This is a genomic window from Microbacterium sp. 2216-1, from assembly GCF_046507855.1.
GTDB lineage: Bacteria > Actinomycetota > Actinomycetes > Actinomycetales > Microbacteriaceae > Microbacterium > Microbacterium esteraromaticum_C.
In genome coordinates this window covers 1,648,703-1,664,364 of sequence record NZ_JBKFTM010000001.1, presented here as the reverse complement: position 1 = coordinate 1,664,364, position 15,662 = coordinate 1,648,703, and the positions used below count along the sequence as shown (strand labels likewise).

At 67.5% G+C, this 15,662-nt stretch carries 15 protein-coding genes; all 15 read left to right on the top strand.

What is annotated here, in order from left to right; genetic code table 11:
- Positions 1–17: 17 nt before the first annotated feature.
- The 15 genes from ACLD0U_RS07770 (at position 18) to ACLD0U_RS07700 (ending at position 15,658) form a co-directional block, all read left to right on the top strand.
- Positions 18–1,826: a peptidoglycan D,D-transpeptidase FtsI family protein gene (locus ACLD0U_RS07770; RefSeq protein ID WP_410340233.1), complete on the top strand. Its 1,809-nt coding sequence runs from the start codon at positions 18–20 to the stop codon at positions 1,824–1,826.
- 33 nt (positions 1,827–1,859) lie between these two features.
- Positions 1,860–3,272, top strand: coding sequence for a UDP-N-acetylmuramoyl-tripeptide--D-alanyl-D-alanine ligase (gene murF, locus ACLD0U_RS07765; RefSeq protein ID WP_410340232.1), 1,413 nt, complete (start codon positions 1,860–1,862; stop codon positions 3,270–3,272).
- Positions 3,269–4,369 carry a phospho-N-acetylmuramoyl-pentapeptide-transferase gene (gene mraY, locus ACLD0U_RS07760; RefSeq protein ID WP_179410529.1) on the top strand — a complete coding sequence of 367 codons (1,101 nt, stop codon included), beginning with the start codon at positions 3,269–3,271 and terminating at the stop codon, positions 4,367–4,369. The genes murF and mraY overlap by 4 nt, the downstream gene beginning before the upstream one ends.
- Positions 4,366–5,898 (top strand): UDP-N-acetylmuramoyl-L-alanine--D-glutamate ligase, encoded by a 1,533-nt coding sequence (gene murD / locus ACLD0U_RS07755; RefSeq protein WP_179410530.1) that lies wholly within the window; start codon positions 4,366–4,368, stop codon positions 5,896–5,898. The genes mraY and murD overlap by 4 nt, the downstream gene beginning before the upstream one ends.
- Positions 5,867–7,117 carry a putative peptidoglycan glycosyltransferase FtsW gene (locus ACLD0U_RS07750; protein ID WP_410340231.1) on the top strand — a complete coding sequence of 417 codons (1,251 nt, stop codon included), beginning with the start codon at positions 5,867–5,869 and terminating at the stop codon, positions 7,115–7,117. Before murD ends, ACLD0U_RS07750 begins: the two co-directional genes overlap by 32 nt.
- On the top strand, positions 7,114–8,187 hold the full coding sequence (locus ACLD0U_RS07745) for a UDP-N-acetylglucosamine--N-acetylmuramyl-(pentapeptide) pyrophosphoryl-undecaprenol N-acetylglucosamine transferase (protein ID WP_410340230.1): 1,074 nt from the start codon (positions 7,114–7,116) through the stop codon (positions 8,185–8,187). Before ACLD0U_RS07750 ends, ACLD0U_RS07745 begins: the two co-directional genes overlap by 4 nt.
- Before the next feature lie 12 nt (positions 8,188–8,199).
- Positions 8,200–9,600, top strand: a complete 1,401-nt coding sequence (gene murC, locus ACLD0U_RS07740; protein WP_206549591.1) for a UDP-N-acetylmuramate--L-alanine ligase — start codon at positions 8,200–8,202, stop codon at positions 9,598–9,600.
- Between the two features lies 1 nt (position 9,601).
- The gene (locus tag ACLD0U_RS07735; protein WP_410340229.1) at positions 9,602–10,615 is read left to right on the top strand and encodes an FtsQ-type POTRA domain-containing protein; all 1,014 of its coding nucleotides are present in this window, start codon (positions 9,602–9,604) and stop codon (positions 10,613–10,615) included.
- A 157-nt stretch (positions 10,616–10,772) separates the two neighbouring features.
- Entirely contained in the window at positions 10,773–11,918 is a 1,146-nt protein-coding gene (gene ftsZ, locus ACLD0U_RS07730) for a cell division protein FtsZ (protein ID WP_179410535.1), read from the top strand.
- On the top strand, positions 11,915–12,592 hold the full coding sequence (locus ACLD0U_RS07725) for a YggS family pyridoxal phosphate-dependent enzyme (RefSeq protein WP_410340228.1): 678 nt from the start codon (positions 11,915–11,917) through the stop codon (positions 12,590–12,592). The genes ftsZ and ACLD0U_RS07725 overlap by 4 nt, the downstream gene beginning before the upstream one ends.
- A gap of 44 nt (positions 12,593–12,636) precedes the next feature.
- The gene (locus ACLD0U_RS07720; protein ID WP_179410537.1) at positions 12,637–13,110 is read left to right on the top strand and encodes a cell division protein SepF; all 474 of its coding nucleotides are present in this window, start codon (positions 12,637–12,639) and stop codon (positions 13,108–13,110) included.
- A 3-nt stretch (positions 13,111–13,113) separates the two neighbouring features.
- Positions 13,114–13,413: a YggT family protein gene (locus tag ACLD0U_RS07715; RefSeq protein WP_179410538.1), complete on the top strand. Its 300-nt coding sequence runs from the start codon at positions 13,114–13,116 to the stop codon at positions 13,411–13,413.
- 145 nt (positions 13,414–13,558) lie between these two features.
- Positions 13,559–14,125 (top strand): DivIVA domain-containing protein, encoded by a 567-nt coding sequence (locus ACLD0U_RS07710; protein ID WP_179410539.1) that lies wholly within the window; start codon positions 13,559–13,561, stop codon positions 14,123–14,125.
- 7 nt (positions 14,126–14,132) lie between these two features.
- Complete coding sequence (lspA, locus tag ACLD0U_RS07705; RefSeq protein ID WP_179410540.1) at positions 14,133–14,732, top strand: signal peptidase II; 600 nt, start codon at positions 14,133–14,135, stop codon at positions 14,730–14,732.
- 2 nt (positions 14,733–14,734) lie between these two features.
- Entirely contained in the window at positions 14,735–15,658 is a 924-nt protein-coding gene (locus ACLD0U_RS07700; RefSeq protein ID WP_179410541.1) for an RluA family pseudouridine synthase, read from the top strand.
- The last annotated feature ends 4 nt before the right edge of the window (positions 15,659–15,662 follow it).

The window sequence follows — 15,662 nt, the reverse complement described above, 5'->3', positions numbered from 1 at the left end:
CCCGGACGGAGACCCGCATGACGACACGAGCCACCCGCGGTCCGCGGCGCCGCACCGTCGTCGCCCTCGCCGTCGTGCTGATGGTGCTGGCGGCGTTCATCTTCCGTCTGGTCGACATCCAGATCGTGCATGCCGACGAACACGTCGCCCAGGGCGTCAACGACGGCAATCTCGGCACGACGAGAACGATCGAGGGCACCAGGGGAGACATCGTCGACGAGCACGGCACCGTGCTGGCATCCAGCGTGCTGGTCTACGACGCCGAACTGTCGCCGTTGGTCATCGAGCAGGTCGAGAACGATCCGAAGAAGAAGCCCGAGATTCCGTGGGCAGAGGCCAGCGAACGAATCGCACAGGTCACCGGGGACGACGGCGCGGAACTGCGCGCCGCGGTGGAGGAGCGCCTCGCGGAGAATCCGGAGTCGCAGTATCTCCCGTTCGCCAAGGGACTCAACACCGAGCAGTATCTCGAGCTGCGCGAACTCGATCTCGTGTATCTGCACATGACACCTCGCTCGGTGCGGGTATACCCGAACGGCGCGGTCGCGGGGAGCGCAGTCGGTTTCCTCAACGGGTCGGGAGAGGCGCAGTACGGTATCGAGCGCATGCAGGACCAGTGCCTGTCGGCGACCGACGGCGAAGTGACGTACCTTCGCGGCCAGGGCGGCGTCAAGATCCCGGGCAGCGAACGCACGACACCTGCGGTGGACGGCGGAACCGTGCAGCTCACGATCGACAGCGACCTGAACTGGTACCTGCAGCAGATGATCGCTGAAGAGGCGAAGAAGCAGGGCGCGCAGGCGGGGTCGGTCACGGTCGTCGAGGTGGCGACGGGCAAGATCCGTGCAATGGCCGAGTACCCCACGGTCGACCCGAACGACATCGACTCGGTTTCGCAGAAGTACTGGAAGCCGCAGATCTTCTCCGAAGCCTACGAACCGGGATCGACGTTCAAGCCGGTCACCGCGGCCATGGTGATCGACCAGGGCGCTGCCACGCCGCTCAGCAGCGTCACGGCGCCGTCGCGCGAGGTCTTCCCCAACGGGGCGGTCGTCAACGACCCGTTCTACCACCCGGTGTACGACTACACCTTCGCGGGGGCTCTGATCGACTCGTCCAACGTGTCGATGTCGAAGTTCGGCGCGAAGGTGTCGGCGCAGTCCCGCTACGACTACCTGCAGCGGTTCGGGGTCGGCCAGCGCACAGGGGTGGGCCTTCTCGGCGAGCAGAATGGCACGTTTCCTACAGACGCCAACGGGCAGGTGATCGATCCGGCGAACTGGGACAATCAGACGTTCTACACGACCACCTTCGGCCAGGCCTTCACCGTCACACCGGCGCAGATCGCCGGTGCCTATCAGGCGCTCGGCAACGACGGCCAGAAGATCCCGCTCTCGCTCGTGGAGTCGTGCACCCTCGCAGACGGCACCGTTGTCAAGCCAGATTCTCCCGAGCCGGAGCAGATCGTCTCGGAGCAGACCGCCGACCAAGTGAACCGGATGCTCGAGAATGTCGCCGTACAGGGCGGACTGGCCAGCGCTGTCGAGGTGCCCGGCTACCGGATCGGCATGAAGACCGGTACCGCACAGAAGCCCGACGGCAAGGGCGGATACAAGCCGGGCATCTACTTCACCAACATGGCGGGGATCGCTCCGATCGAGGATCCGCAGTACGTCGTTCTGGTCACGTTGGACGAGCCGACTAAGATTAGGACTTCGGCGGCCACCGCCAGCGCCTTCCAGAAGGCGATGACGCAGGTGCTGAAGACGTACAAGGTCGCGCCCTCGTCGCAGCCGATGGATGAGCTGCTTCCCAAATTCGACTAGCCGGCGACCCGCCGCCGCGCATGGAGATGCCACATGATCGCCCTGTCGCTCGCAGAGATCGCCGAGATCCTCGACGGTGAACTGCGCCTGTTCGGAACCGATACCGAGGCCACGGTCGTCGACGGAAACGTCGACACCGATTCGCGCGAGATGACGCCGGGCGCCATCTTCGTCGCCAAGCCGGGTGAGCACACCGATGGACACCGCTTCGTCGGTTCGGCGGCCGCCGCCGGTGCCGTGCTCGCGATCGTCGAGCGTCCGGTGGAGGCGGACATCACCCAGATCGTCGTCTCGGATGTCATCGACGCGCTGGCGGCGTTCGCCCAGGCCGTCGTGGCGCGCGTACGCGCCGCCGGCGACCTGAAGGTCGTCGGCATCACGGGATCGAACGGCAAGACCACCACGAAGAACTTCCTTGCGCGCATCCTCGCCGACGAGGGTGAGACGATCGCTCCGGTGCGTTCGTACAACAACGAGGTCGGCGCTCCGCTCACCATGCTGCGCGTGACCGAGAGCACCAGGTTCCTCGTCAGTGAGTTCGGCGCAGCAGGCGCCGGCAGCATCGCCCGGCTCGCAGGGCTGGTGACGCCGGACATCTCGGTCGTGCTCATGGTCGGCCTCGCTCACGCGGGCGGTTTCGGCGGCATCGAGGCGACGGCCGAGGCGAAGTCCGAGCTGGTCACTGCGGCGCGCGCCGACGGTACCGCCGTGCTGAACACCGATGACCCGCGCGTCTGGGCGATGCGCGATCTGGCGCTCGGACGCGGGATGTCAGTGGTCGGGTTCGGACAGAACTCCGGCGCCGACGTGCGCGCCGAACAGCTAGAGGTCACCGCGTCGGGTACCTCGTGCGTCGTCCTCGCGGGTGGCGAGAGCGCGGCCCTGCGCCTCAAGGTGCTCGGTGCGCACCACGTGAGTAACGCCCTGGCGGCGATCGCTGCGGCCCGCGTGCTCGGTGTCTCCACCGCGGATGCCATCGCGCGCCTCGAGACGGTCGAGATCGCCGAGCGTTGGCGCATGCAGCCGATGGGTGGCGAGGGCGTGCAGATCATCAACGATGCCTACAACGCCAGCCCCGACTCGATGGCCGCCGCGCTGCGCACCCTCGCGCAGATCACCGGTCCTGACGAGCGGACGGTCGCCGTGCTCGGTGCCATGAGCGAGCTCGGCGAGACCGCCGGCGATGAGCATGACCGCATCGGCCTGCTCGCGGTTCGACTGAACATCCGCCGTATCGTCGTGGTCGGTCCCGAGGCGCGACGGCTGTATCTCGCCGCCGTCGGCGAAGGATCGTGGGACAGCGAGGCGGTGCACCTGCCGGATCAGGATGCTGCCTTCGAATACCTCAAGACCGAGCTGCGTGCGGGTGACCGCGTGCTGGTGAAGTCATCCAACTCCGTCGGGCTCCGGCACCTCGGCGATCGTCTGGGAGAATTGTTCTCGTGAGATCCTTGCTCATGGCGACGGCGATTTCGCTCGCCTTCACCCTTTTCCTCACCCCCGTCTTCCTGAAGATCTTCCGCCGGATCGGCTGGGGGCAGGTGATCCGCACCCCGGAGGACATCTCCAACCCGAGCCACGAGGCCAAGCGCGGTACGCCCACCATGGGCGGCGTGATCTTCATCCTCGGCACGATCGTCGGATACTTCGCGGGCACCTTCTTCGGCGGCACGACTCCGGCGCTGTCGGCGATCCTGGTGCTCTGGCTGATGGTCGGCTTCGGCGTGGTCGGATTCGTCGACGACTACATGAAGGTACGCAGCCAGCGCAGCCTGGGATTGTCGGGCTGGCGAAAGATCGTCGGGCAGCTGCTGGTGCTGATCCCGTTCGGCGTGGTCGCCCTGAACTTCCCCAATGCCCTCGGCCAGTACCCGGCCAGCGGCCACGTATCGCTGTTCCGTGACATCCCCTGGCTCAACCTGTTCGCGTTCGGCGCCGTGCTCGGGTGGATCCTTTACCTGCTATGGATCGCCATCCTCGGCGTCGCTACGTCGAACAGCGTCAACCTCACTGACGGCCTCGATGGCCTCGCCGCCGGTGCGGGCGTCTTCGTCGTCGGCGCCTACAGCTTGATCGCCTTCTGGCAGTTCAAGCAGTCCTGCGTCGGACAGGCGATGGCGGCGGCCGGCTGCTACGAGGTGCGCGAGCCCCTCAACCTCGCCACAGTCTCGGCCGCATTCGCCGGCGGACTCGTCGGTTTCCTGTGGTGGAACGCACCCAAGGCCAAGGTCTTCATGGGTGACGTCGGGTCGATGGCGATCGGCGGTGTCATCACTGCCATGGCAGTCCTGACCCGCACCGAGCTGTTGCTGCTGGTGATCGCCGGTATCTTCGTGCTCTCGTCGGGCTCGGTGATCCTGCAGCGCGCCTACTTCAAGCTCACCCGCGGCAAGCGCCTGTTCCTGATGAGTCCGTTCCACCACCACCTCGAGATGCGCGGGTGGGCCGAGGTCACGATCGTCGTTCGGCTGTGGATCATCGCGGGGCTCCTCGCCGTCTCGGCCGTCGGCCTGTTCTACGTCGATTGGCTGATCCAGGTATGAGCGCGCGTCTGGACGGTCTCACCAGCTGGCACGCCGACTGGTCGGGCCTACGCGTCGCCGTGCTGGGCCTGTCGATGACAGGGTTCTCGGTGGCCGACACCCTCACCGAACTCGGTGCCGAAGTGCTCGTGCTCTCCGAGGGGGCATCCGAGGAGTACGCACGTCTGGTACCGGTGATCGGAGCGCGGCTCGAACTGGGGCCGCTCGATGAGGTCCCCGATGCGCTTCGAGCGTTCGACCCGGAGGTCGTCATCGCCTCACCGGGCTTCGCGCCGGCGCATCCGATCGTCCGCTGGACGCGCGAGACCGGTATCGCGCTGTGGGGCGACATCGAACTCGCGTGGCGCGTGCGCGACAAGGTCGTGCGCGCCGACGGCACCCCCGCCGAGTGGGTGCTGATCACCGGAACCAACGGCAAGACCACCACCACGCAGCTCACGGCCACGCTGCTGAGCGCCGGCGGTCTGCGTGCCGCGCCGTGCGGCAACATCGGCGTTCCCGTGCTCGATGCCGTTCGCGACCCGGGCGGATTCGACGTGCTGGTGGTCGAGTTGTCCAGTCATCAGCTGTGGTACCTGGGGCAGTCCGAGCCCGCGGGCCAGCCGATTCCCTACGCGGCGACGTGCCTGAACCTCGCCGACGACCATCTCGTCTGGCACGGCAGCGCTGACGCCTACCGTGACGCGAAGGCCGTCGTCTATCGCAACACCCGCATCGCCTGCGTCTACAACAAGGCAGACCTCGCCACGCAGCACATGGTCGAGGAGGCCGACGTCGTCGAGGGCGCTCGGGCGATCGGCTTCGACCTCGGCACGCCGGGGCCCAGCGACCTGGGGGTCGTGGACGGCATCCTCGTCGACCGCGCCTTCCACGCCGATCGTCGCCACAGCGCACTCGAGCTGATCACCGTCGACGAACTGCGCTCGGTCGGGCTCTCTGCGCCGCACATCGTGATGAACATCCTCGCGGCATCGGCGCTGGCGCGCTCGCTGGGAGTCGAGCCGGCCGCGATTCATGACGCGCTGCGCACCTTCGAGCTCGACGCGCACCGGATTCAGCTCGTCGCCGAGCATGCGGGCATCCGCTGGGTCGACGATTCGAAGGCGACGAACCCGCACGCCGCTGCTTCGTCACTGCGCGCGTACCCTGGTGCGATCTGGGTCGTCGGCGGTGACCTCAAGGGCGTCGACCTTTCGGACCTGATCGCCGAGGTCGGCGTCGGCGCCGGCGCCGCGCTGATCATCGGCATCGACCGTGAGCCGGTGCTGACCGCGTTCCAACGACACGCGCCACTCGTGCCCGTGTACGAGGTCGTTCCCGGTGACACTGGAGAGGTCATGGATCGCGTCGTGGAGCTGGCGGCGGAGATCGCCGAGGGGCAGGGCACTGTGCTCCTGGCACCCGCGGCGGCATCCTTCGACCAGTTCACGGGATACGCGGACCGGGGAGTGCGCTTCGCGCAAGCGGTGCGCACATGGATCGAGCGGGGGAGCGCGGATGACGCAGAGGAATCGCCCGCGCAGCGCTGACGGCGAGCCCGTCGACGAGCGCCGCGGACTCGCGGCCCGGGTGACACTCGGAAGGCTGTTCACTCCGCCCTCGACCGAGTTCGTGATGATCGCCTCCACGGCGGTACTGCTCACGTTGTTCGGCCTGGTGATGGTGCTCTCGGCGACCAGCGCGAATCCGACCGCACCGTTCGACGACGCACTCAAACAGGGCATCTTCGCGTTGATCGGCCTGCCGCTGATGCTGCTGATCAGCAGGCTCCCGGTGAAGTTCTTCGGCCGCATCGCCTGGCCGGCACTGATCTTGGCCACGGCGATGCAGTTGCTCGTCTTCGTGCCCGGAATTCGGGTGTCGTCCTACGGAAACACCAACTGGATCAAGATCGCAGGCTTCCAGCTGCAGCCCTCGGAGTTCCTCAAGCTCGCGCTGGTGCTGTGGATCGCCTACGTGCTGCTGCGCAAGCAGGCCCGGCTGGGTATCTGGCATCACGTGTTCATCCCGGTCGTGCCGGTGTCGATCCTGGTGATCGGCACCGTCATCGGCGGTAACGACCTCGGTACCGCGATGGTGCTCGTGCTCGCCGTGCTGGGGTGCCTGTTCTTCTCGGGCGTGAAGCTGCGTCTGTTCATCCTGCCGCTGGTCCTCGGCGTCATCGTGGTGCTCTTCTACGCGCTCTCCAGCGAGAATCGCATGACGCGCATCCTTGCGGCGCTCAATCCCGAGGCATGCGATATCAAAGATGAGTGCTATCAGGCGGTGCACGGCGTGTGGGGCATGGCCAATGGCGGCATCTTCGGCGTGGGCCTCGGCAATTCCCAGGAGAAGTACGGCTGGCTGCCCGCCGCCGCCAACGACTACATCTTCGCGATCGTGGGCGAGGAACTCGGCCTGATCGGCAGCCTGATCGTGTTGGCGCTCTTCGGCACTTTCGCCGTCGGCGCGTTCCACATCATCCGCAAGACGGATGACCCGTTCATCCGGGTGGCCACCGGCGGCATCGTCGTGTGGATCGTCGGGCAGGCCCTGATCAACATCGGTGTCGTGCTGCGTGTCTTCCCGGTGCTCGGCGTGCCCCTGCCGTTCATGTCGCAGGGGGGCACGGCGTTGCTGTCGGTGCTGATGGCGTGCGGTGTGCTGTTGGCGTTCGCCCGTACCATGCCCGCCTCAGATCCTTCCGCACCCGAACGGGGTAAGGTCGCCAGGGTGTCTGTACCGAGCGAGCGAAGCGAGACGAAGTGACCACGTACCTCCTGGCCGGCGGCGGCACCGCCGGCCATGTCAATCCGCTGCTCGCCGTCGCCGATCTGCTGCGCGAGCGCGAGAGCGCCGACGTGCTCGTGCTCGGCACGCGAGAAGGACTGGAAGCGCGTCTGGTGCCCGAACGCGGCTATGAGCTGCTCATCGTCGACAAGGTGCCCTTTCCTCGCCGTCCGAACGGCGACGCCCTGGCCTTTCCCTCGCGCTTCCGTCGTGCGGTCCGACAGGTGCGCGACCACATCCGCGAACGCGGCGTGGACGTGGTGGTGGGGTTCGGCGGATACGCCGCGGCTCCGGCCTACGTAGCCGCGCGCCGAGAGAACGTGCCGTTCGTCGTACATGAGGCCAACGCCAAGCCGGGCCTGGCCAATGTGCTCGGAGCTCGTCGGGCCGCCGCGGTCGGCGTCGCCTTCGAGGGCACGCCGCTCAAGCGCGGAGAGGTCGTGGGCATGCCTCTTCGTCGCGAGGTCGTCGACCTCGACCGCCAGGCGCTGCGCGCCGAAGCCGCGGCGGAGTTCGGGCTCGACCCCGAACGCCCGGTGCTGTTGGTCTTCGGTGGGTCGCTGGGAGCCCTGCGTCTGAACACGGCCTTCGGCGATGCCTGGCGCGACGTGCTGGACACGGGCTGGCAGTTGCTGCACGCCACGGGGGAGCGCAGTGACCTCGCCGACCCCGACGTGCCCGGCTACACACAGCGCCGTTACATCGACCGCATGGATCTCGCCTTCGCGTTGGCCGACCTGATCGTGTCGCGCTCGGGATCGGCGACGGTCAGCGAGATCAGCGCGCTCGGCATTCCCGCCGTCTACGTTCCCTATGCGGTCGGCAACGGTGAACAGCGGCTCAATGCGGCCTCCGCGGTCACGGCCGGGGCGGCCCTGCTGATGGACGATGCGGGCTTCGACGGCGACGCCGTGCGCGAACGCATCGTGCCGTTGTTGTCGGATGCCACGCGTATCGCCGCCATGGCGGAGTCCGCGCAGTTCGTCGGCACCCGTACGGGCACCGAGAACCTCGTCGCGCTCATCGATCGCGCACTGGCGCAAAAGTAGACTGAGGACGCCATGATCAGACCTGACCTTTCTCTTCCCATCCCCGAGACGATCACCTCCGCCCACTTCATCGGCATCGGTGGCTCGGGCATGAGCGGCCTCGCCCGGATGTTCCTCGATGCGGGCATCCGCGTGTCCGGCTCCGACCGCGCCGACAGCGACAACCTGCGCGCGCTGGCCGCGGCGGGGGCCACCGTGCATGTCGGACACGACGCAGCGCACCTCGGCGACGCCGACACGGTCATCCACACGGGAGCGATCTGGCCCGAGAACCCGGAGTTCGTCACGGCCAAGGAGCGCGGGCTGCACGTCATCCACCGGTCGCAGGCGCTGTTCTGGTTGATCGGCGGCAGTCGACTGGTCTCGGTCGCCGGCGCGCACGGCAAGACGAGTTCGACCGGGATGCTGGTGACGGCTCTGCAGGCGCTGGACGCCGACCCGAGCTTTGTCAACGGCGGAGTGATCGAGCAGCTGGGCGCGTCGAGCGCCTCAGGAACCGACGAGCTGTTCGTGATCGAGGCCGACGAGTCCGATGGCACGTTCCTGCTGTACGACACCTCGATCGCGTTGATCACGAACGTCGACCCCGACCACCTCGACTTCTTCGCTTCGGAGGACGCGTTCTACGATGCCTTCGTCCGCTTCGGCGACGAGGCCCGTGAGGCCGTCGTCATCTCCAGCGACGACCCCGGTGCGCAGCGCGTGCGCGCCGGTCTCGGGCATCCGCATGTGGTGACCTTCGGTCAAGCCGCGGATGCCGACGTGCGCGTGAGTGACATCGAGACCGCCGGCGGTGTCTCTGCCACGTTGAGCCACGCGGACGCGTCGGCGCGCATGCAGCTGGCGGTACCCGGTGTGCACAATGCGATCAACGCCGCCGGTGTCGTTGCCGTTCTGATCACGCTGGGCTACGCACTGCCCGACGCCGTGCGCGCTGTCGAAGGGTTCGCCGGCACCGTCCGTCGGCTCGAGCTGCATGGCGAGGCGCGCGGCGTGCACGTCTACGACGACTACTCGCACCACCCGACCGAGGTGCGCGCGGCGCTCGAGGCCATGCGCGGCGTCGCCGGCGCCGGCCGGGTGATCGCGATCCAGCAGCCGCACACGTATTCGCGCACGCAGCACATGTACCGCGAGTTCGCCGAGGTGCTGGAGGAGCTTGCCGACCACACGGTGATGCTCGATGTGTACGGTGCGCGTGAAGACCCGGTCCCCGGCGTGACGGGTGAGCTGGTCAGCGGCGCGTTCACCGACCCGTCGCACGTGCACTACGTGCCCGAGTGGCAGGCCGCAGCCGACTACACGGCGCAGGTCGCCCGCGATGGCGACTACGTCGTCACACTCGGCTGCGGCAACGTCTACCAGATCATCCCGCAGGTGCTCGACGCCCTTCGGCGCATCCCCGAGGCCTGATATGCGACGCCCGGCACCGCTCCCGGCGTCGGCGGACGAGCCTGGGCGGGACCGCTCCGAGGACGGCGCCGACACGCGTGAGGATGCTACCCGGCCCGCTCGCGCCCGGCGCGGACGCAACGAGGTCTCCGCGGTTGCGGAGGCACCGCACGCCCCGGACGAGAACTCGATCACCGAGGTGATCGAGCCTGTCGCCGGCAGTCCCGCCGCTGAAGAGTCCGTCGCTGACGGACGTGAGGAGAGCGAGTCGACGGATGCTGAGGTGCGCAGCACCGAGGTGTGGCGCGCGGCCCGTGCCCGGCGCAAGGCGCTGCGTGCTGAGATCCGGCGATTCACGCAACGATCCCGTCGACGTCGTATCGTCTGGTGGGCTTCGCTCGGTGCCATCGCAGCGCTCGTGCTCGGCAGCGTGGTCGCCGCCTACAGTCCGTTGTTCGCGGTGCGCGAGATCACGGTGGTCGGTGCTGAGGCGGTGGATCCGACCGAGGTTCGGCAGGCGTTGCAGGGGCAGCTCGGTGTGCCGCTGGCACTGGTGGACGGCGCCGAGGTGAAGTCGGCGTTGACGGAGTTCCCCATCATCGAGACGTATGCGCTGGAGGCGCGGCCCCCTCACGAGCTGCTGGTGCGCATCGTCGAACGCACGCCGATCGGCGTCGTGAAGTCGGATGCCGGGTACTCGCTGCTCGACGCGGCCGGTGTCGTCCTCGCGACCACCCCCAAGCGGCCGAAGGGACAGCCGCGGCTGGAAGTTGCGGGAGGCATCGAATCTGCCGCGTTTCGCAGCGCGGGACTGGTGATGCGATCGCTGCCCGCGGATCTGCGCGAAACCGTCACCGAGGTGCGGGCTTCCTCGGGCGACGACGTCAGCTTCAGCACGAGTGACGGCAAGACCGTCATCTGGGGTGGCGAGGGGGACTCGGTGCGCAAGGCAGAGGTGCTGGTGAGCCTGATCGAGGCCGCCCCGGACGCCCGTACGTTCGACGTCTCATCGCCCACGGTGCCCGTCGCGGGATGAGCCGCCGGCGATCCCGGCGACACGCCGTGTCGTTGCGCGCGCGTGCGTGGCTTGCGCATACCGTCGAAGTCGAGAACGCAATACCGGGAAACAGTTTAACCCTCTTGTTGAGGTTTAAGGTTAGTCCCACGTCAGGCTCGAATATCGGAGGCCGGCCATGAGCCAGAACCAGAACTACCTCGCCGTGATCAAGGTCGTCGGCGTCGGCGGTGGCGGCGTCAATGCCGTCAACCGGATGATCGAACTCGGACTCCGCGGTGTGGAGTTCATCGCCGTGAACACCGATGCGCAGGCGTTGCTGATGAGCGACGCCGACATCAAGCTCGACGTCGGACGCGAACTCACCCGTGGCCTGGGCGCGGGAGCAGACCCCGAGGTCGGCCGGCGCGCAGCCGAGGATCACGCCGAAGAGATCGAGCAGGCGCTCACCGGTGCCGACATGGTCTTCGTCACCGCGGGTGAGGGCGGGGGCACGGGCACCGGCGGCGCACCTGTCGTCGCGCGCATCGCCAAATCGATCGGCGCACTCACGATCGGTGTGGTCACCAAGCCGTTCTCCTTCGAAGGCCGTCGACGCCAGAGCCAGGCCGAGCAGGGTGTGGCCAAGCTCAAAGAAGAGGTCGACACGCTCATCGTCGTTCCCAACGACCGACTTCTGGAGATCAGCGACCGCGGCATCTCGATGATCGAGGCGTTTGCGACCGCCGACCAGGTGCTCCTGGCCGGTGTGCAGGGCATCACCGACCTGATCACCACCCCCGGGCTCATCAACCTCGACTTCGCGGACGTCAAGTCCGTCATGCAGGGAGCGGGCTCTGCCTTGATGGGCATCGGTTCCGCGCGGGGCGCGGACCGGGCGATCAAGGCAGCAGAGCTTGCCGTCGAGTCGCCCCTGCTCGAGGCTTCGATCGAAGGTGCCCATGGTGTGCTCCTGTCGATCCAGGGTGGATCGAACCTCGGCATCTTCGAGATCCACGATGCGGCAGACCTCGTCAAGGAAGCGGCGCACCCCGAAGCGAACATCATCTTCGGAACCGTCATCGATGACACTCTGGGCGACGAGGTGCGTGTCACCGTGATTGCAGCCGGGTTCGATGGTGGCGCCCCGTCGCCCCGTCTGGAGCCGATGATCGTCGAGCGCTCGACGGCCGCTCCCGTGCCGGACGTCGAGGTCGAGCAGAAGCAGGAAGTCGAGTCCGAGGCGCCCAAGTCTGCGGCCCCCGCCGGGCCCGCCGCGGTGGCACCGAGCCTGGAGCCGGCGTTCAGTGACGACGACATCGACATTCCCGAGTTCCTGAAGTGACGCTTGCAGCGCGGTTGTCGGCGATCGACGATCGCATCGCCGACGCCGCGCGCCGCGCAGGACGTGACCCGGGGGAGATCACCCGCATCGTCGTGACCAAGTTCCACCCCGCCTCACTGGTGCGTGAACTGCACGCGCTCGGTGTTGCGGACGTCGGCGAGAACCGTCAGCAGGAGCTCACGGCGAAACGCGCGGAACTCGACGATCTCGACCTGCGCTGGCACTTCATCGGTCAGGCCCAGACGAACAAGGCAGCTGCGATTCGCCGGGCATCCGACGTCGTGCACTCCGTCGATCGCACCCGCCTTGCGGACAGTCTGCACCGAGCGGCGGACGATGAGTCACGGCTCGACGTGCTGGTGCAGGTCAACCTCACGCACGATGCCGGTCGGGGCGGCACCACAGTCGCCGACGCCGAGCGCCTCACCGAGCACGTGCTCGGTCTCGACTCGTTGCGACTGCGTGGAGTGATGGCCGTAGCGCCACTTGATGAGGATCCCGCAGCGGCGTTCGCGCGCCTGCGTGACGTCGCAGACGGCATCCAGCGGCTCGCCCCCGAGGCCACCTGGATCTCGGCGGGCATGACCGGTGACTTCATCGAAGCGATCGACGCGGGTGCGACACACCTGCGGATCGGTTCCGCAATCACCGGGCCGCGCCCCGACCGGGGTTAGCCTGAAGGCCAGACCAGCCCGCATCGTTCGAACCGGAGGACACGATGGGTAACCCACTGAAGAAGACCATGGTGTATCTCGGCCTCGCCGACGAGGAAGGGGTCTACGAAGAGGAGAGCGCGCCAGCACCCGCCCGCGCCACGCGCGAACGTGAGCGCGAGCGCGACCACGAGGAGCAGGCGCCGGCCCCGGTCACTCCGCTGCGGCGTCCGACCGCGGTGCGCCAGCCTGCCGGCGGTGCGGTCAACGAGATCCTCACCGTGCACCCCAAGCAGTACCGCGATGCACAGCTCATCGCCGAGAACTTCCGTGACGGCGTGCCGGTCATCATCAACCTCTCGCAGATGAGCGATGCCGACGCGCGCCGCCTGATCGACTTCGCCAGTGGTCTGTCGATCGGGCTGTACGGACGCATCGAACGCGTCACGAGCAAGGTATTCCTGCTGTCGCCCGAGAACATCTCGGTGTCGGGGCAGGGTGGGATCGCACAGGCGGACTCCGCCTCGTTCGACTCCTGATCCGTGGCGACCGTTCTCAGCATCGTCGGCGGCATCGTCGACCTGGTGCTGACGCTGTACATCCTCGTGCTCATCGCCCGGCTGGTGCTGGACTACATCCCGCTCTTCAACAGGGAATGGCGCCCGAAGGGGGCGGGCCTGGTCGCCGCCGAGCTGGTGTACACCGTCACCGATCCGCCCATTCGCTTCTTCCGCAGACTCGTTCCGCCGTTGCGGCTCGGCACGATCGCGCTCGACTTCGGATTTATGCTGACGATGATCAGCGTGCTCATCCTGATGTCGATCGTGCGGGCGCTCACCTGACCACACGCGGAGTGGCATCGTCGCGCCGCACAGACAGGGCGGCTATGCTTGGCTCCCAGGCGCGAACCTCCGGGCGCGCGCACACTGAACCGTTGCGCCGGCTCTCACCGACTGGCAGCCGAACTCATCGAAAGAGGAGCCACCCATGGCACTGACCCCGGATGACGTCGTCCACAAGGAGTTCCAGCACGTCCGCTTCAAGGACGGCTTCGACCCGGAAGAGGTCGACGACTACCTTGACGAGATCGTCGTCGAATGGCGTAAGACTCTCGAAGAGAACAACGACCTGAAGGCCAAGCTCGCGGCGTTCGAGTCCGGCGCAGCCGCCGCACCCGCTCCGGCCCCGGCCGCACCCGCCGCTCCGGCGCCCGTCGACGCCGCGTCGGCGACCGGCACCTCGGCCGGCATCATCGAGCTGGCGCAGCGCCTGCACGACGAGCACATCGCCGAGGGTGAGGCCAAGCGTCAGCAGCTCATCTCTGAGGCTGAAGCTGAGGTCACCCGCATCCGCACCGAAGCGCAGGCGAAGCAGCGCGAAGAGTCCGCACGCCTGGAGCGCGAGCGCAACACCCTCGAGGCGCGCATCACCGAACTGCGCGAGTTCGAGCGCGACTACCGCGGCAAGCTCCGCGCGATGATCGAGGGCCAGCTGCGCGACCTCGACCAGAAGTCGAGCACCGACTCGACGCCTGTCTCGGCCATCGGCCTGTAGGTCACTCTTGACAGGACGTCGTCCCCTTCACAGGTCGGCGGCCGGTGCGATCGTCGCGGTTCTCGCGATCGTCGTACTGGCCGCCGATCAGTTCGTGAAGCAGCTCACCGTGCAGAACATGTCCGAGGGGGAGCGCATCCCCGTACTCGGTGAGTTCTTCGAACTGCTCTATGTGCGCAACCCGGGCGCAGCGTTCTCGCTGGGCAAGGACCACACCTGGATCTTCACGATCGCCCTTGCCGTCGTCGCGGGCGTCGTCATCTGGAAGGCCTTCGGGCTCCAATCTAGGCTGTGGGCCGTCGTTCTCGGCTGTCTGCTCGGCGGCGTGCTCGGGAATCTCACCGATCGGCTGTTCCGCGCCCCCGGCTTCCCGGTCGGCGAGGTCGTAGACATGCTCTCCCTGCCCTGGATGATGCCCGCGATCTTCAACGTCGCCGACATCTTCATCGTGTCGGGCATGATCTCGGTCGCTCTGCTGGTGCTGATCGGCCTGCGTTTCGACGGCACGCGCGACCGCGACCACGAACGTGCCGCCGCTGAAGCTGCTGAGGGCACCGAAGTCCCAGCATCCGACGGCGCGTCCAAGCCCGCCACCCCCGAGAGCTGATCATGCAGTCCCGGAGTCTTCCCGTTCCCGACGGGCTCGACGGCGCGCGCGTCGACGCGGCCCTCGCGAAGATGCTCGGCTTCTCGCGCACGTTCGCCGCGGAGGTCGCCGAGGCCGGCGGCGTCACACTCGACGGCGCGCCGTTGGGCAAGTCCGACCGGTTGCGTGCCGGCGGATGGCTCGATGTCAGCTGGAGTCCCAAAGAGGAACCGCGGATCGTGCCTATCGCGGTGCCAGAGCTCGGCATCGTGCACGACGACGATGACATCGTCGTGGTCGACAAGCCCACCGGCGTCGCAGCACACCCCTCGCTGGGCTGGGAAGGTCCCACGGTCGTCGGTGCCCTGGCGGCCGCCGGATTCCGGATCGCGACGACCGGCGCGCCCGAACGGCAGGGTGTCGTTCACCGGCTGGACGTCGGCACCAGCGGTCTGATGGTCGTCGCCAAGACCGAGTCGGCATACACGGCACTCAAGCGCGCGTTCAAAGAACGCACGGTCGAGAAGATCTACCATGCCGTCGTCCAGGGGCATCCCGACCCGCTGAGCGGCACGATCGACGCACCGATCGGCCGGCACCCGAACCACCAGTGGAAGTTCGCCGTCGTGCCGGATGGCAAACCATCGGTGACCCACTACGAGACACTCGAGGCCTTTCCCGGCGCGTCGCTGCTCGAGATCCATCTGGAGACCGGGCGCACCCACCAGATCCGCGTCCACATGGCCGCGCACCGACACCCCTGCGTTGGCGACCCGCTCTACGGGGCGGACCCGACGCTGTCGGCGCGCCTGGGGCTCACGAGGCAGTGGCTGCACGCGCATCAGCTGGCGTTCACCCACCCGGCGACCGGGGAGTGGGTGCAGTTCGAATCTCCCTACCCGGAAGACTTCCAGCACGCCCTGCGCGTGCTCGATCCGGGGCGCTGACCTG